14 protein-coding genes are annotated in these 16,593 nt (G+C 72.4%); 7 read left to right on the top strand and 7 right to left on the bottom strand.

The features are described 5' to 3' along the window. Positions 1 to 15: 15 nt before the first annotated feature. Entirely contained in the window at positions 16 to 2,070 is a 2,055-nt protein-coding gene (locus tag ACLJQE_RS15165; RefSeq protein ID WP_410639843.1) for an acyl-CoA dehydrogenase family protein, read from the bottom strand. 210 nt (positions 2,071 to 2,280) lie between these two features. On the opposite strand from ACLJQE_RS15165, the gene kstR reads away from it, so the two are divergent. Both kstR and ACLJQE_RS15155 read left to right on the top strand, forming a co-directional pair. Beyond that, positions 2,281 to 2,907 carry a cholesterol catabolism transcriptional regulator KstR gene (gene kstR / locus ACLJQE_RS15160; protein ID WP_013224372.1) on the top strand — a complete coding sequence of 209 codons (627 nt, stop codon included), beginning with the start codon at positions 2,281 to 2,283 and terminating at the stop codon, positions 2,905 to 2,907. Then, positions 2,904 to 3,599: a maleylpyruvate isomerase family mycothiol-dependent enzyme gene (locus ACLJQE_RS15155; protein WP_410639842.1), complete on the top strand. Its 696-nt coding sequence runs from the start codon at positions 2,904 to 2,906 to the stop codon at positions 3,597 to 3,599. The genes kstR and ACLJQE_RS15155 overlap by 4 nt, the downstream gene beginning before the upstream one ends. Here ACLJQE_RS15155 and ACLJQE_RS15150 read toward each other — a convergent pair. Further along, on the bottom strand, positions 3,553 to 4,383 hold the full coding sequence (locus tag ACLJQE_RS15150) for an LLM class F420-dependent oxidoreductase (protein WP_410639841.1): 831 nt from the start codon (positions 4,381 to 4,383) through the stop codon (positions 3,553 to 3,555). The genes ACLJQE_RS15155 and ACLJQE_RS15150 overlap by 47 nt on opposite strands. Positions 4,384 to 4,458: 75 nt before the next feature. On the opposite strand from ACLJQE_RS15150, the gene ACLJQE_RS15145 reads away from it, so the two are divergent. Next, complete coding sequence (locus tag ACLJQE_RS15145) at positions 4,459 to 5,142, top strand: class I SAM-dependent methyltransferase (RefSeq protein WP_410639840.1); 684 nt, start codon at positions 4,459 to 4,461, stop codon at positions 5,140 to 5,142. On the opposite strand, the gene icmF is transcribed toward ACLJQE_RS15145, so the two are convergent. After that, positions 5,139 to 8,372: a fused isobutyryl-CoA mutase/GTPase IcmF gene (gene icmF, locus ACLJQE_RS15140; RefSeq protein WP_410639839.1), complete on the bottom strand. Its 3,234-nt coding sequence runs from the start codon at positions 8,370 to 8,372 to the stop codon at positions 5,139 to 5,141. The two genes, ACLJQE_RS15145 and icmF, sit on opposite strands and share 4 nt — an antisense overlap. A 138-nt stretch (positions 8,373 to 8,510) precedes the next feature. On the opposite strand from icmF, the gene ACLJQE_RS15135 reads away from it, so the two are divergent. From ACLJQE_RS15135 to ACLJQE_RS15120, 4 genes are all read left to right on the top strand, one after another. Next, the gene (locus ACLJQE_RS15135; protein ID WP_410639838.1) at positions 8,511 to 8,846 is read left to right on the top strand and encodes an ArsR/SmtB family transcription factor; all 336 of its coding nucleotides are present in this window, start codon (positions 8,511 to 8,513) and stop codon (positions 8,844 to 8,846) included. Continuing rightward, a complete protein-coding gene (locus ACLJQE_RS15130; protein WP_410639837.1) occupies positions 8,839 to 9,279 on the top strand; it encodes an SRPBCC family protein in 441 nt (146 codons plus the stop codon). The genes ACLJQE_RS15135 and ACLJQE_RS15130 overlap by 8 nt, the downstream gene beginning before the upstream one ends. Continuing rightward, positions 9,276 to 9,935: a DUF899 domain-containing protein gene (locus ACLJQE_RS15125; RefSeq protein WP_410639836.1), complete on the top strand. Its 660-nt coding sequence runs from the start codon at positions 9,276 to 9,278 to the stop codon at positions 9,933 to 9,935. The genes ACLJQE_RS15130 and ACLJQE_RS15125 overlap by 4 nt, the downstream gene beginning before the upstream one ends. A gap of 79 nt (positions 9,936 to 10,014) precedes the next feature. Further along, positions 10,015 to 10,575: a dihydrofolate reductase family protein gene (locus tag ACLJQE_RS15120; RefSeq protein ID WP_410639835.1), complete on the top strand. Its 561-nt coding sequence runs from the start codon at positions 10,015 to 10,017 to the stop codon at positions 10,573 to 10,575. Positions 10,576 to 10,624: 49 nt separating this feature from the next. Here the strand turns inward: ACLJQE_RS15120 and ACLJQE_RS15115 are convergent, their stop codons facing one another. From ACLJQE_RS15115 to ACLJQE_RS15100, 4 genes are read right to left on the bottom strand one after another with little or no spacing between them, the layout of a single operon-like run. Continuing rightward, positions 10,625 to 11,188 carry a GTP-binding protein gene (locus ACLJQE_RS15115; RefSeq protein ID WP_013224365.1) on the bottom strand — a complete coding sequence of 188 codons (564 nt, stop codon included), beginning with the start codon at positions 11,186 to 11,188 and terminating at the stop codon, positions 10,625 to 10,627. Between the two features lie 28 nt (positions 11,189 to 11,216). Continuing rightward, positions 11,217 to 11,933, bottom strand: a complete 717-nt coding sequence (locus tag ACLJQE_RS15110) for a DUF742 domain-containing protein (RefSeq protein WP_410639834.1) — start codon at positions 11,931 to 11,933, stop codon at positions 11,217 to 11,219. Positions 11,934 to 11,940: 7 nt separating this feature from the next. Beyond that, complete coding sequence (locus tag ACLJQE_RS15105; RefSeq protein WP_004561253.1) at positions 11,941 to 12,393, bottom strand: roadblock/LC7 domain-containing protein; 453 nt, start codon at positions 12,391 to 12,393, stop codon at positions 11,941 to 11,943. After that, the gene (locus tag ACLJQE_RS15100) at positions 12,390 to 16,583 is read right to left on the bottom strand and encodes a nitrate- and nitrite sensing domain-containing protein (protein ID WP_410640305.1); all 4,194 of its coding nucleotides are present in this window, start codon (positions 16,581 to 16,583) and stop codon (positions 12,390 to 12,392) included. Before ACLJQE_RS15100 ends, ACLJQE_RS15105 begins: the two co-directional genes overlap by 4 nt. Between the last annotated feature and the right edge of the window lie 10 nt (positions 16,584 to 16,593).

The raw sequence follows: 16,593 nt of genomic DNA, 5'->3' as shown, positions 1-16,593 counted from the left end.
GTGCCGGGCGGGGCATCAGCCGCGGGGCAGGCCCAGCAGGCGTTCGGCGGTGAGGGAACGCAGGACCTGCGTGGTGCCGCCCGCGATGGAAAGGCAGCGGGTCACCAGGAATTCGTGCTGGGGCGCGCCGTCGGCGAGCAGTGCGCCCGAGCCGGCCAGCGCCAGCGCGAACTCCGCCGCGTCCTGCCGGTGCTGCACGCCGAGCAGCTTCCGGACGCTCGACTCCGCGCCCGGGTCCTGCCCTTCCAGCCGGCGAAGGGCCGCCCGCAGGTCCAGCACCGAGCCCGCGACCCCGTCCGCCACCAGCACGCCGAGCCGGTCCAGCGCGACGTCGTCCAGCGCCGCGGCGTCCACTGTGGACACCAACGTCTGCACGCTCTCGCCGACCGCCGAACCGCTGCCGATGGCCACCCGCTCGTTGGCCAGTGTCGTGCGCGCCAGCCGCCAGCCACCACCCGGCGGGCCGACGACGTCGGCGTCCGGTACGAACACGTCGTCGAGGAACACCTCGTTGAACACCGCCTCGCCGGTGATCTCACGCAGTGGCCGCGTCGTGATGCCGTCGGCGCGCATGTCGACCAGGAAGTACGTGATGCCCTTGTGCTTGGGCACGGCCGGGTCGGTGCGGGCCAGGCAGATGCCCCAGTCGGCTTCGCGGGCCAGCGACGTCCACACCTTCTGCCCGGACAGCCGCCAGCCGCCGTCGACGCGCCGGGCCACCGTCCGCAGCGCCGCCAGGTCCGACCCGGCGCCCGGCTCGCTGAACAGCTGGCACCAGGTGATCTCGCCACGCAGGGTGGGCCGGGCGAACCGGGCGCACTGCTCGTCGCTGCCGTGCTCGAGGATCGTCGGCACCGCCCACGCGCCGATCACCAGGTCCGGACGGCGGACCCCGGCGGCGCTCAAGGCGGCGTCGATCCGCAGCTGCTCCGCGGCACCCGCACCCCGGCCGTACGGCGCCGGCCAGTGCGGTGCCAGCAGACCCGCGTCGGCCAAGGCGACCCGCTGATCACCGGGCGGCAGCGCGGCGATCCGCGCGGCCTCGTCCCGCAGCGCGGGATCGGCACCGACGTCGACGCCCAGCGTGCGCTCGGTCCCGGAGAGCGCCAGCGCCGCCGCCCGCCGCCGCCACGACCCGCCGAGCCACTGCCGCAGGGCCACGGCCCGGCGCAGGTACAGGTGCGCGTCGTGCTCCCAGGTGAACCCGATCCCGCCGAGCACCTGGATGCAGTCCTTGGCGTTGGCGACGGCCGCGTCGAGGGCGACGACGGCCGCGCTCGCCACCGACAGCGGGTGCTGCCCGGAAGCCGCGTCCCAGGCCAGCGCTTCGGCGGCTTCGGCGCGGCAGAGCATCTCGGCGCACAGGTGCTTGATCGCCTGGAACGCCCCGATGGGCTTGCCGAACTGCTCGCGGACTCCGGCGTACTCGACGGCGACGGTCAGGCACCGCCGCGCCACGCCCGCCGCCTCGGCCACCGCCAGGGTCGCCGCGGCCGAGCCGACCGGCGGCAAGGTGAGGACGTCGGCACGGACCCCCGAGAACCGGATGCGCGCCAGCGGGCGCGAGAAGTCGAAGGCGTCCAGCGGCTCGACCCGCACCCCCGGCGTGCCCGGCGCCAGCAGGACGTGACCGCCTTCGACCGGCACCAGCAGCCAGGTCCCGGCGTCCACGCCGGGCACCGGCCCGGTGACGCCGTCGTCGAGCGACGGCGCGTCCAGCAGGACCGCGGCCGTGGCCGTCCCCTCGGCCAGAGCCGGAAGCAGCTCCTTCGCTTCGGGCACCTCGGCGAGCAGCAGCCCGGCGAGCGCGGTGCCCAGCACCGGCCCGGGAACGAGTTCTTCGGCCGCCGCGGCGAGCCCGGCGGCGAGGTCGGCGACACTGCCGTCGGCCCCGCCGACCGCCGCGGGCAGCGCGACACCGAACAGGCCGAGCGCGGCGAAGCCGGCGGGAATCCCCGCGCCGGCCCCCGTTTCCGCCGCCCGCACCGCCTCCCGCGGGTGGTGCGCCGCCGACCAGGCGTGAATCGCCTCGGCCAGCGCAGTCTGTTCCTCGGTGAGCGCGACCGGCATGGGGCCTCCTCGCGAATCGGCGACGCTGTGTCGTCCGTCGCCGTTCCGGCAGGCAGCCCCGGCGGGGCGAGTACCGGTGAGCGGATCGGCGACGCTACTCGCGAGTGTAGAACGTGTTATAGTTTTCCGGCCAGTGGGTCAGCTGCCGATCGGTGCGCCAGGACAGGTACTCTACGTCGAGAACTGGAACAAGTTCCCAAGGACGGGGGAATGCCGATGCCAGGCAAGACCAAGGCCCGCGGCAACGGCCTGAGCGCGATCGGCGCGGACGAGCTCGGCTCGGCCGCCCAGCGCGACCGGCGCCGCCGGATCATCGACGCCACCCTCGCGCTCGCCTCGAAGGGCGGCTACGACGCCGTCCAGATGCGCGCCGTCGCCGAGAAGGCCGACGTCGCCCTCGGCACGCTGTACCGGTACTTCCCCTCGAAGATCCACCTGCTCGTCTCCGGGCTGGCCCGCGAGTTCGAGCGCGCCCAGGAGAAGCTGGAACGCCAGGCCATCCCGGGCGACACGCCCGCCGAGCGGCTGATGTTCGTGCTCGGCCGCAACACGCGCCTGATGCAGCGCGACCCGCACCTGACCGAGGCGATGGTGCGGGCGTTCATGTTCGCCGACACCTCCGCCGCCGCCGAGGTCGAGCAGGTCGGGCGGCTGATGGAGAACATGTTCGCCAAGGCGATGGGCATCGCCGAGCCGACCGAGGCCGACCGCGACATCTTCCACGTGGTCGCGGACGTCTGGATGGCCAACCTGGTGGCCTGGGTGACCCGCCGCGCCTCGGCGGCCGACGTCGCCAACCGCCTCGAACTGTCGGTGCACCTGCTGCTGGACAAGTGATCCCGACGGCGGCGGTCGCCGAAGCGCACCGCCGGCTGCACCGCACGCTGGACGGGCTGACCGACGAGCAGGTCCGCGAGCCGTCGCCGCTGCCCGGCTGGACGCGCGGCCACGTGCTCGCCCACGTCACCGACGCCGGCCGTGCACTCGCCGACCTGGTCGAGCACGCCCTGCTCGGCGTGCTCGTCCCGCTCTACGATCCGCGGACGCACGACCGGGACGGCATCATCGAAGCGACCGCGGGCCGCACCGCCGACGAGCACCGGCGCGCCCTGCTCCGGCACTCCGTCCGCCTGGAAGACGCCTGGGCACGGGTCCGGAACTGGAACCAGCACGTCGACTACCGCGACGGCAAGCTGTCCAGCACGGTCTTCGCGCGCTGGCGCGAGGTCTGGATCCACGGCGTCGACCTCGACGTCGGCATCGGCGTGGCCGACTGGCCCGAAGACTTCGCCGTCCACGCGGTGGGCTTCCTCGCCTGCCGCCTGCCCGACGGCGTCGCGGTCCGGGCCGGCGACCGCCGCTGGGGCGACGGCGGCACGGAGGTCGCCGGGCCCGTGCGCGACCTGGCGGCCTGGCTGTCCGGCCGGACCACCGGCGACGGCCTCGCCGGCCACGTTCCGGAGCTCGGCCCGTGGCCGGGCGTCAGCGGTGCGCCGCGGCCACCTCGGCCAGCTCGTCGAGCGCCTTGAGCGTCTCGGCCTCCGGCAGCGTGTCCAGCAGGAACGTGTACCGCTCGACGCCGGCCTCGCGGAAGCCGTCGATGACCTTCGGCGTCGTCGGGCCGCCGAAGACCGCGAACTGGACGTCTTCGCGGCCCTGGTCGGCCAGCCAGCCGCGGACGCGCTGCGCCTCCTGGTACTTCGTGTGGCCCCGGAGCAGCCAGCCGTCGCCGTACTTGGCCAGGCGGTTCAGGGCCGCTTCGCTCTCACCGCCGATGTAGATCGGGACGTGCGGCTTCTGCACCGGCTTCGGCCAGCTGAAGATCGGATCGAGATCGACGTGCTCGCCGTGGAACTCGGCCTCGTCCTTCGTCCAGATCTCCTTGAGCGCGGCCAGCTGCTCGTCGATCAGCGCGCCCCGCGTCTTCGGATCGGTGCCGTGGTTGCGCATTTCCTCCCGGTTCCAGCCGACGCCGACACCGAACAGCGCGCGGCCGTCGGAAATCAGGTCCAGTGACGCGACCTCCTTGGCCGTGTGGATCAGGTCGCGCTGGATCAGCAGGGCGATCCCGGTGCCGAGCAGCAGCTCCGACGTCGCGGTCGCCGCGGCGGTCAGCGCCACGAACGGGTCGAGCGTGCGGTAGTACACGCGCGGCAGGTCGCCGCCGCCCGGGTACGGGCTTTCCCGGCTCACCGGGATGTGCGAGTGCTCGGCCAGGAACAGCGAGTCGAAGCCGCGTTCTTCCAGCGCGGCACCCAGCACGTCGGGCCGGATGCCCTCGTCGGTCACGAACGTCGAAATCCCGAATTTCATACTCAACGACTACCACCGGGTTGACAGCCGGTGCAGGATGGAGTCATCTCATCAGACGTTGAATAAGGGGCAGTCATGGACGTCCAGGACGTCGACTTCGAAGAGCTGTACCAGGGCGCCACCCCGATGGGCCGCAAGATGCCGTGGGACCTCGGCGCTCCGCAACCCGCGGTCGTCGCACTGGCCGACGCCGGCGAGTTCACCGGCGAGATCCTCGACATCGGCTGCGGCCTCGGCGACAACTCGGCGTTCCTCGCCTCGCAGGGCCTGCGGGTCACCGGGGTGGACGGCGCGCCGTCCGCGATCGAACAGGCTCGCACCCGCGCGCCGGACGTCACCTTCGCGGTGGCCGATGCCACGAAGCTCGAAGGCTACGAAGGCCGCTTCGACACGGTCCTCGACAGCGCCCTGTACCACTGCCTGTCCGAGGACCAGCGCCATGCGTACCTGGCGGCGCTGACCCGCGCGACCCGGCCCGGCGCGACGCTGCACTTGTTCTGCTTCTCCGAGGAAGTCCCGGAGGGCTTCCCGGCGCCGTACCTGATCAGCGAGGCCAACCTGCGGGAAACCGTCGGCAGGGACTGGACGATCGAACGCCTCGAGCCGACCGTCTACACGACGTCGATGACGGCGGAAGAGCTGCGGCAGAGCGTCCAGGTGGTGCTCGGCAAGGCGCCGGCGAGCCTGACCGGGCTGGACACCGACGGCGACGGCCGCGTGCTGGTCCCCGTCTGGCAGCTGAAGGCCACCCGCCGCTAGACGTTGCGCCGGTACTGGCCACCGACCTCGAAGAACGCCTCCGTGATCTGACCGAGCGAGCACACCCGCGCGGCATCCATCAGCGCCTCGAACAGGTTGCCGCCGCGGGTGGCCGCTTCGCGGAGGGCCTTCAGCGCCTGCTGGGCCTCCTCGTGGTGGCGGCGCTGGAAGTCCGCGAGGCGGTCCAGCTGGGACTTCTTCTCGTCCTCCGTGGCCCGCGCCAGCTCGACCTCGACGTCGGATTCGCCCTCGCGGGAGTTGCGGAACGTGTTGACGCCGATGATCGGCAGCGAGCCGTCGTGCTTCTTGCGCTCGTAGAGGATCGACTCGTCCTGGATCTTGCCGCGCTGGTAGCCCGTCTCCATCGCGCCGAGCACGCCGCCGCGCTCCGAAATGCGGTCGAACTCGGCCAGCACGGCCTCCTCGACCAGGTCGGTCAGCTCGTCGATGACGAACGAACCCTGCAGCGGGTTCTCGTTCTTCGACAGGCCCCACTCCTTGTTGATGATCATCTGGATGGCCATCGCGCGGCGCACCGACGACTCCGACGGCGTCGTGATCGCCTCGTCGAAGGCGTTGGTGTGCAACGAGTTCGCGTTGTCGTAGAGCGCGCAGAGCGCCTGCAGCGTGGTGCGGATGTCGTTGAAGCTCATCTCCTGCGCGTGCAGCGACCGGCCGGACGTCTGCACGTGGTACTTCAGCTTCTGCGACCGCTCGTTCGCGCCGTAGCGCTCGCGCATCGCCACCGCCCAGATCCGGCGCGCCACCCGGCCGAGCACCGAGTACTCCGCGTCCATGCCGTTGGAGAAGAAGAACGACAGGTTCGGCGCGAAGTCGTCGATGTCCATCCCGCGCGCGAGGTACGACTCGACGTAGGTGAAGCCGTTGGACAGGGTGAACGCCAGCTGCGAGATCGGGTTCGCCCCGGCCTCGGCGATGTGGTAGCCGGAGATCGACACCGAGTAGAAGTTCCGCACGCCGTGGTCGATGAACCACTCCTGGATGTCGGCCATCATCCGGAGGCTGAACTCGGTGGAGAAGATGCAGGTGTTCTGGCCCTGGTCCTCCTTGAGGATGTCGGCCTGCACCGTGCCCCGGACGTTGCGCAGCACCCACTCGCGCAGCTCGGCGGCTTCGGCGCCGGACGGCTCGCGCCCGCGCTCGGCGCGGAACGCCTCGGCCTTCTGGTCGATCGCCGTGTTGAGGAAGAAGGCGAGGATCGTCGGCGCCGGGCCGTTGATGGTCATCGACACCGACGTGTTCGGCGCGGTCAGGTCGAAGCCGTCGTAGAGGACCTTCATGTCGTCGAGCGTCGCGATGGACACACCGGACGTACCGACCTTGCCGTAGATGTCGGGGCGCGTGCCGGGGTCGTGGCCGTAGAGCGTCACCGAGTCGAACGCCGTGGACAGCCGCTTGGCCTCCGAGTCGGCCGACAGCAGCTTGAAGCGGCGGTTGGTGCGGAACGCGTCACCCTCGCCGGCGAACATCCGCGCCGGGTCCTCCCCGTCGCGCTTGAACGGGAAGACGCCCGCGGTGTACGGGAAGTAGCCCGGCAGGTGCTCGCGGCGCAGGAACGACAGCAGCTCGCCGGACTCGGCGTACCGCGGCAGGGCGACGCGCGGGATCCGGTTGCCGGACAACGTGTCGCGCCACAGCTGCGTGCGCAGCTCCTTGTCGCGGATCTTCACGACCAGCTCGTCCTGGCGGTACGCCTCGGCCAGTTCGCGGAACCGCGCGAGGAGCTTTGTCGACTCGCCGTCCACATCGGACTCCGCCGCGGCGAGCAGGCCGTCCAGCGCCGCGGTCGACGCGGCCACCTTGGCCAGCTCCTCGCGGGCGAGGGCCAGCGCGTCGCGCTTGCGGATCGCGGCGACCTGCTGCTCGGTCTTCGCGTGGTAGCCGCGCACGGTCTCCGAGATCTCGGCCAGGTAGCGGGACCGGTTGCCCGGGATGATCGTCGACGCGTCGGTCGAGACCTTGCCTTCGACCTGCGGCAGCGTCCCCGCGGACACGCCGAGGCCGCGCTCGGCGAGCATCCCGCGCAGGTGCTGGTACAGCGCGGTGACGCCGTCGTCGTTGAACTTCGCCGCGCTCGTGCCGAACACCGGCATGTCGTCCGGGCCCTGCGAGAAGGCCTCGCGGTTGCGCACCAGCTGGCGGGCGACGTCCCGGCGGGCGTCCTCGGCGCCGCGGCGCTCGAACTTGTTGATCGCGACGACGTCGGCGAAGTCGAGCATGTCGATCTTCTCCAGCTGCGACGCGGCACCGAACTCCGGCGTCATCACGTACAGCGACTCGTCCACGAAGTCGACGATCCCGGCGTCGCCCTGGCCGATGCCCGGCGTCTCGACGATCACCAGGTCGAACCCGGCCGCCTTGCAGGCCAGGATCGCCTCGCGCAGCCCGGCCGGGATCTCGCCGGACGTCGTGCGCGTGGCCAGCGAGCGGAAGTACACCGGAGAGCCGTCAAGGCAGTTCATCCGGATGCGGTCGCCGAGCAGCGCGCCGCCGCCCTTGCGCCGTGACGGGTCGACGGCGAGCACCGCGATCCGCAGCTTGTCCTCCTGGTCGAGGCGGAAGCGGCGGATCAGCTCGTCGGTGAGCGACGACTTGCCCGAGCCGCCGGTGCCGGTGATGCCGAGCACCGGCACCTCGCGCTTGCCCGCGGCCTCGGTGAGGCCGCCCAGCAGGTCTCCGGGCAGCCGTTCCGCCTGCAGCTGGGTGATGACCCGCGAGAGCGCGGCCACGTCCCCGGAGAGGACCTTGTCCAGCGACGGGGCCTCGGCCGCAAGGTCGACGTCGCAGGCCTTGATCATCAGGTTGATCATGCCCGGCAGGCCCATCTCGTAGCCGTCCTCGGGCGAGAAGATGCGGGCGACGCCACGCGAGTGCAGCAGCTCGATCTCCTCGCGCACGATCACCCCGCCCCCGCCGCCGAAGACCTTGATGTGGCCGGCGCCGCGCTCGCGCAGCAGCTCGACCAGGTAGGAGAAGTACTCGACGTGCCCGCCCTGGTAAGCCGAGATGGCGACACCCTGGACGTCCTCGGCGATGGCCGCGGTGGCCACCTCGTCGACCGACCGGTTGTGGCCGAGGTGCACGACCTCCGCGCCCTGCGACTGCAGGATCCGCCGCATGATGTTGATCGACGCGTCGTGGCCGTCGAAGAGGCTCGACGCCGTGACGAACCGGACGGGGTGCGCGGGGCGGTACAGCTCACTGCTCATCCTTCCAAAATACTTTGGCTTCCTACTATTTGAAACCCGAGGACCAGTGACGCGGATCTCAGGGCAGCCGGGCAGAACCTTGACATCCGCCAGGTCGGCCCTATATTTAATGAGTCCGTTAATTAACAGGATGGTGAAATGACCGACACGCTGAGCCGGACGTTCTCGGCCCTCGCCGACCCGACCCGGCGCGCCATCCTGGCGCGCCTGTCGGCGGGCGAAGCGACGGTGAACGAACTCGCCGAGCCGTTCCCGATGAGCCTGCCCGCGGTGTCCCGGCACCTGAAGGTCCTGGAAGAGGCCGGGCTGATCACCCGCGGCCGCACCCGCCAGTGGCGGCCCTGCCGGCTGGAGGCCAGACCCCTGGAAGACGTCGCCGACTGGGTCGCCACCTACCGCCGGTTCTGGGACGACGGGTTCGACCGCCTCGAAGAGCACCTGCGGACCCTGACCGGAGGCCCCGGCGATGCCTGACCTCACCATCACCCGCGTGTTCGACGCCCCGCGCGAGCTGGTCTTCACCGCGTGGACCGACCCCGACCGGCTGGCGAGCTGGCTCGGCCCGCACGGCTACACCGGCTCCGCCGTCACCCTCGCCGCCCGGCCCGGCGGCGCCTGGCGGGCGTGCATCCGCTCCCCCGAAGGTGACGAGCACTGGATGCACGGCGTCTACCGCGAGATCACCGCCCCCGAACGGCTCGTCTTCACCTTCGCCTGGGACACCGAAGGCGACCTGCGCACCGAGACCCTCGTGACCATCGGCTTCGCCGACGTCGGCGGCAAGACCGAGATGACCTTCGTCCAGACCGGCTTCCCCACCGCCGCCGACCGCGACGGCCACGACGAGGGCTGGACCTCCAGCTTCGAAGACCTGACCCGCTTCATCCGAGGAAAGGACGCCCGATGACCGCCACCCACCACGCCCTGCCCGAGGTCGTCTCGCCGGAGGAATGGCAGGCCGCGCGAGACGCGCTGCTCGTCAAGGAGAAGGAGCTCATGAAAGCGGCGGACCACCTCGCCGCCGAGCGCCGCCGGCTGCCGATGGTCCCCTTCACCAAGCCGTACGAGTTCGAGTCGGCCGAGGGGACGAAGAGCCTGCTCGACCTGTTCGACGGCCGCCGCCAGCTGATCGTCTACCACTTCATGCTGCACCCGGGCGACCGGGCAGGCTGCCCCGGCTGCTCGCTGGTCGTCGACAACCTGCCGCACCTGGCCCACCTGCACGCCCGCGACGTCACGCTCAAGGTCGTCGCACCCGCCACCCTGGCCGAGATCGAGCAGTACCGGACGCGCATGGGCTGGGACGTGCCGTGGGTCTCCGCGCACGGCAGCGACTTCACCGAGGACTGCGGTGTCGGCACGGGCTTCGGCGTCAGCGTGTTCCTGCGCGACGGCGACCGGGTCTACCGCACCTACTTCACCTCCGGACGCGGCGGCGAGATGTTCCTCGCGTCGCACCGCTACCTCGACGTGACGCCGCTCGGCCGCCAGGAAGCGTGGGAAGAGGAAAGCCGCGGCGACGACGGTCCCGGTGCCTGGTGGCGCCGCCACGACGAGTACTGAAAAAATCTTCGGCGAGCGTGTCCGGTCCGCGTCCGCGGCTCCGACCTCCTCGTGTCAGACCCGAACCGAGGAGATGGAAATGCGCGAGATCGTCTATCTGGTCCACACGTCGCTCGACGGCTACGTCGAGGGCCCCCGGGGCGAGTTCGACTGGCCGGTCATGGGGCCGGAGCTGTCGGCCTACTCCCAGGAGCTGAGCGCGCGCGCCGGCGAGTTCGCCTACGGGCGGAAGGTCTGGGACATGATGTCCGCGTACTGGCCGTCCGCCGAGTCGATCTCGGACCACCCGCACGACATCGCGTTCGCGCCGGTCTGGCGGGAGACGCCGAAGGTCGTGTTCTCGCGGACGCTGGAGAAGGCGGACTGGAACACCCGCGTCTTCGGCGGCGACCTGGCCGAAGCGGTGGCGTCCCTGAAGGCCGAACCGGGCGGGGACCTGCTGCTCATGGGCGGCGCGGAGCTGGCCGCCGAGCTCACCGCGCGCGGCCTGATCGACGAGTACCAGGTGGTCGTGCACCCGGTCGTCCTCGGCGGCGGCAAGCGCCCGTTCGCCGAGGGCACCGCGCGGCTCGGCCTGGAGCTGGCGGAATCGCGCAGCTTCGACGGCCAGGTCGTGCTGCTGCGCTTCCGCCGCGCGTGAGCGGCGCCTCCGGGCCCGGGCGTGCCCCGGGCCTCGGGCGCCGCCCGCGTCAGCGCGCGTTGGCCGCCCGCAGCGCGATCCACTGCCGCATGGCGTACTCGACCAGCGTGATCAGCGTCTGCTTGGTCGACTCGCGATCCCGGGCGTCGCAGCGGACGATCGGGATGTTCGGGTCGATCGACAGCGCCTCGCGGACGTCGTTGATGTCGTGCTCCAGGACGCCGTCGAACGTGTTGACGCCGACGATGTAGGGCAGGCCCCGGTCCTCGAAGAAGTCGATCGGCGCGAACGAGTCGGCCAGCCGGCGCGTGTCGGCCAGCACGACCGCGCCGATCGCGCCGCGGACCAGGTCGTCCCACATGAACCAGAACCGCTGCTGCCCGGGCGTGCCGAACAGGTAGAGGATCAGGTCCGCGTCCAGCGACACCCGGCCGAAGTCCATCGCCACCGTGGTCGTGGACTTGTTCGGGGTGTGGTCGAGGTTGTCGACGCCGACGCTCGCGTCGGTCATCATCGCCTCGGTGGTGAGCGGCACGATCTCCGACACCGACCCGACGAAGGTCGTCTTCCCCGCACCGAAGCCGCCAGCCACCACGATCTTGGCGGATGTCATGGTCGGGGGCGCGGTGTCCCGCGGTGCCTTAAAGCCGACGGAGTCCACTCAAAACCCTTTCCATCAACACCAGATGTGCCTCGGCGCCGTCATTGCCCGTAATCGTCTTGTGCACCGTGACCAGCCCTGCGTCCGCCGCGTCGCTGATCAGCACCCGGGCCACGCCCAAAGGCACCCGCAGCGCCGACACGATCTCGGCGACCGAACGGGGGGTCCGGCACTCTTCCATGATCGAGATGCACTCGATCTGCTCCGCGGCCACTTCGGGGAAGCCACCGGTGGCAGCGTAGTCCTTCGCGGAGATCAGTGTCTCCAGCTCCAGGGCGTAGTTCGCCCGGGTGCGGCCACCGGTCAGCGCGTAGGGCCGGACGATCGCCGTCAGCTCCTCGGGCGCGGGCGGCTGCTCGAACACCGCGGGCATGACGAATTCGCCGCTGGGCGGCCCCGGGTCGAACAGTCCACCCGGCCTGGGGCTGTCCCCGTCGGTACTGCCGGGTGGCGAGACTAAAGAGGTCACACGATCTCCTTGGTCGGCCGACGGCGCGGGCGCCGGCGGATCCGCGGCCGCGTGCGCACCGGCGGCCGGGGGTTGCGGGGACTCCTTGGTCTTCTTGCGCTTCCGGCGGGCACGGCCGGAATCCAGCGTGAACCCGTTGAGGACGTCGGCGAACGTGCCGTCGTCCCCACGCCCGGCGGGGCTGTGCCCCCCGGGTGGTTCGCCGTCGAATCCGGACCCCGTGCTCATCGCGCCATCATCCCACCGGTTCGCCGATCAGCGACCCCCCGGAGCCCTGGAGCTGAGCGCGCAGCTCCGGGGTGAGGATCTGGCCGACCCGGTCGACGAGCATGGTCATCTCGTAGGCGACCTGCCCGATGTCGCAGTTGGGGGCGGCGAGCACGGCAAGGCACGAGCCGTCGCTGATCGACATCAGCACCATGATGCCCAGCTCCATCTCGACGACGGTCTCGTTGACCGCGCCGGCTTCGAAGCAGCGGGCTGCGCCCTGGGTGAGGCTGACCAGCCCGGAAGCGACCGCGGCGAGCTGGTCGGCCCGGTCGAGCGGGAGCCGGTTCGACGCGGTCAGCAGCAAGCCGTCCGCCGAGACGACCACGGCGTGGGCCACGCCGGGCACCCGCTCCGCGAAGTCGTTCACCAGCCAGCCGAACTGGTTCTGCGTCGGCTGAGCGCTACTCGGCGAGGTCATTCACCCTCCAAGGTCTCGTGGTTGGTCTCGGCCGCCTGCGCGGTGCGGTGGCGTCCGCGCTCGATGCCCTGCTGGAAACTCCGCAGGCGGCCGCGCACGTCGTGTGCGTCCCGTTGTGGTCGGGGGGCCGTGGCCCCGGTGGACGGTCCGACGCTGCCCGGGAGCAGCTGCTCCCCGCGACGGCGCCGGGGCAATCCTGCCGAAGTGAAGGTGGAGGGTGTCGACTGGGACACCGCTTGCACCGCACGCCAGCCGTCGTCCGTGCCGAAGTTCCACTCGGCGGTGGCTTCGACGGCGGTCTCTTCGCGGCGCGGAGCGGGGGTTTCCGGCGACTTCCGGCTGGGAAGCGAGGACGGCGGACCGGCGGGACGGCCGCCCGCGACCGGCAGCTGCCCGGATTCCTGGAAGACGTTCGGGTACCGCCCGCCGGGCTGCGGCAGGGTCCCCGACGCCGACCCGGACGCGGCCGGCCGCCGGCTGGGCAGCGCCCCGCCCGCGGGGGGCCGGTGACCGGACGGGGGTGTCTCGCCGGGTTGCCGGGACGCGTCCGGCTCCGGGGTGGCCGCGGGTGGCTGCGAGGCGGCAGCGGGGGCCTGCTGAGCTGTGCCGGGCTGAGGTGCGGCGCCCCCCGGCGCCTGCGAGGCGGCTCCGGGAGCCTGCTCAGCTGCGCCGGGCTGGGACGTCGCGCCTCCGAGCGCCTGTGAGGCCGGTCCGGGACCCTGCTCAGCAGCACCAGACTGAGATGCGGCACCTCCGAATGCCTGCGAGGCGGCCACGGGTCCCTGCTGAGCTGCGCCGGACTGAGATGCAACGCCCCCGAATGCCTGCGAGCCAGCTCCCGAACCCTGCTCAGCTGCACCGGGCTGAGGTGCGGCGCCCCCCGGCGCCTGCGAGGCCGCTCCGCGACCCTGCTCAGCAGCACCAGACTGAGGCGCAACACCCCCGAATGCCTGCGAGCCAGCTCCCAGAGCCTGCTCAGCTGCGCCGGGCTGGGACGTGGCGGCTCCCGCTGCCTGCGAGGCGACCCCCGCCTGCTGAGCTGTGCCGGGCTGAGCTGTGGCTTGCTCCGAGTCCGGCTCCTGCGAAACCGCTTGCTCGGCGGCGCCCGGCTGCGGTGGCGCACTGGGCGTCGGCGCGTCCGGCGAGCCCGTCGCCGGCGAGGTGGGCTGCTGCCCCGCCGTCTCCGGCGCGGTCTGGGCCGCCGGGCTCACCGCCTGCGGCGTGGTCTGTTCGGCCGGCGCCTGCACCCCAGGCACCCCAGCCGCCCCGGAGACCCCAGGCGCCCCGGGCGTCGGCCGTGACGCCTCGGCTGCGGACTGGGCCGTGCCCAGCCCCTGCACCGGCGGCGTTGCCGTGGTGCCCGGTGCCTGCTGGGCCGGGCGGGATCGCTGGGCCGCGGCCTGGCGGGTCTGGCGGCGGCCGCGGGACACGCCCTGCTGGAAACTGCTCAAGCGGCCGCGGACGTCCGCCGGGTCGCGGACCGGGAGGTCCGGGCGGGCCGTGGCCGGGCTCGGGGCCGCCGGGATCGGCGGGATGGCGCTGCCCGGGAGGAGCTGCTCGCCGCGGCGGCGGCGCGGGAGACCCGCCTCCGTGAACGCCGTCGGCTCGGCCCTCGTCACCTCCTGGACCGTGCGGAAGTTCTCGTCGCTCGCGAAGTCCCAGCTGCGGCGCTCCTCCGGCGGCACTTCCGGGGAAGCGGCCGGTTCCTCCTCCGCGGCCGGCTTGTCCTCGCGGAACCACGCCGACAGCATCTCGTCGAAGATCGGCGTCGTCTCCGAACGGTCCGGTGCCGGGGCCGGCGGGGGCGGCTCCTGCCCCGCGGTCGCCTCCTGCCACCAGTCGCTGAGCGTCGTCTCGTTGGCCGTGAACAGGTCCTTGCCCGCCGGCAGGTCGTCGCCCCGCGGCGGCGGCGGTGCCTGCGGTACCGGCAGCACCGCGGGCACCTGCGGCAGGGCCGGGTGCTGCGGCGGGACGTCGCCGTCCTTCTCGATCGGGGCGAACAGCGCCGTCCCGGAGATCTCCAGGTCCGACGGCGGGCGGACGCCGGACAGCCCGGCGAGGTCGCTCGCCGACGGCCACCGCTCCTCGCCCATCGCCGGCTGCTGCGGCACCACCGGCCGCGGGCGGGCGGCGCCGTTGACCGGGCGGCGCGGCAGCCGGTTGCCCGCCGCCGGGCTCGCCGGGTGCTGCTGCAGGGCGCCGATCGGGCCGGTCGGCGGACCGTCGGTCACCGGCATCACCAGCTCCGGCGGGACCATGACCGTCGCGCGGACGCCGACGATGTCCCTGCCGCCGTGGAGCGTCACCCCGATCCGGTGCCTGCTGGCCAGCCGGCCGACGACGAACAGGCCCATCCGGCGCGACGTCACCAGGTCGACCGAACCGGCCTCGGTCAGCCGGGTGTTCGCCTCGGCGACCTCGGCCTCGTTCATGCCGATGCCCTTGTCGAGGATGTCGATCTCGAGCGCGCCGTGCTCGCCCAGCCGCGAGGCCACGGTCACCGTGGTCTCCGGCGCGGAGAACGCCGTGGCGTTGTCCAGCAGCTCGGCGACCAGGCGCATCAGGTCGCTCGCGGCGTAGCCGACGATCCGGGCCGGGGGCGGCGGCTGCACCTGAACACGCTGGTACTGCTCGATTTCCGAGACCGCGGCGCGGAGCATGTCGGTGGTGCCGACCGGCTTCCCGGACCGGCGGCCCGGCTCGGCGCCCGAGAGCACCATCAGGTTCTCGTTGTTGCGCCGCATCCGGGTGGCGAGGTGGTCGAGCTGGAACAGGGTCGCCAGCTGGTCGGCGTCCTCCTCGTCCCGCTCGAGCTGCTCGATCAGCTGCAGCTGCCGTTGCACCAGGCTCTGGCTGCGCCGGGACAGGTTGACGAAGACGCTGCCGTAGCCGGTCCGCATCGCGGCCTGCTCGGTCGCCAGCCGCAGGGCCTGGTGGTGCACCTTGTCGAAGGCCCGCGCCACCTCCCCGACCTCGTCGTCGGTGTGCACCGGGACCGGCCGGACGTCGGTGCCCTGCGCGCGGCCCTCCTGGATGTTGCGGACCGCCTCCGGCAGCGCGGTCTCGGCGACGTCGAGGGCGCTGCGGCGCAGCACCTTCAGCGAACGCAGCAGCTGGCGGGTGATGAGGAAGACGACCGCGACGGCCAGCACCATCGCGGCGAACAGCAGCACCGCGAGCAGGCCGGCTCCGCTGCTGGACTCGTCGACCAGGTCCGCCGCGGTCTGCGCCGCCGACGCGCCGAGCCGGTCGGCGATCCCGCCGATCTGCGCGCGCATCCCCGCGGAGGCGGCGTTCCAGTCCGCGGCGGACAACGCGCGGAAGGCGTCGTCCACCACGCTGCTCTGCGCGTTCAGCACGGTCTCGACCATGCGAGCCCGGCTCTGCGCCTGGGTGCCTTCGGCGATCCCGGCGAAGTCGCGCTGCAGCGCGTCGCCCGCCGCGGAGCGGAAGTCGACGAGCCGGTCGGCGAGCCGCAGCTCGGCGGCGCGCAGGGTGGCCAGCTCGCTCGGCGTCAGCCCCCCTCGGCCGATGCCGTAGGAGACGAGGGCCTGGCTGACCGAGACCTGCTCACCGGCGACCAGCAGTTCGTGCAGCCCGGCGGGCAGGCCGCCGAGGGTGCCGTCGCCGGCGCCCGCGGTGGCCGCGGTGTCGAGGCTGATGAGCGACCCGGTGAGGGCGGAGTACGCCGTGATGGCCTGGCTCGGGTTGAGCTGGCCGCCGTCGACCTGGCGGCGCAGGAAGGCGAGGTTGCCGACCTGCGCCGACGCCGCGCCCGCGGCGCCGGACACGCCGGGCTCGACTGCGGCGGCACGGGTCTGCTCCGCGGTGAACGGGCCGGTCGCGGCGTCGGTGGCCTTGCGCGCCGCGGCCAGCTCGGGGGTGCCGCCGACGGTGCCTTCGGTCAGCATCGCCGCCGTGACCGTGCGCTCCTGCTGGAGGGCGGCGGTGAGGGTGCGCACCCCGCCGCCGAGCCCGACGAGCCGGTCGAGCCGCTGGTACTCGTCCGAGCGGCCGACCTGTGCGGCGATCGTCGCGACGCCCAGCACGAGCGCGAGGACGATGGGCACGACCGTGACGGCCGAAAGCTTGACGGGCAGGCTCCAGTCGCGCCACTGCACGAGCGCCCGCCACACGGCCTTGCCCTTCGACCGCCGGGGCGCTCGGCCGAGCAGTTCCCCCACGGGCACCTGACCTTCT

The sequence above is a fragment of the Amycolatopsis sp. lyj-346 genome (assembly GCF_046548975.1).
GTDB lineage: Bacteria > Actinomycetota > Actinomycetes > Mycobacteriales > Pseudonocardiaceae > Amycolatopsis.
Note: the sequence above shows the minus strand (reverse complement) of the source record. Positions and strands in the feature narration are given on the sequence as shown.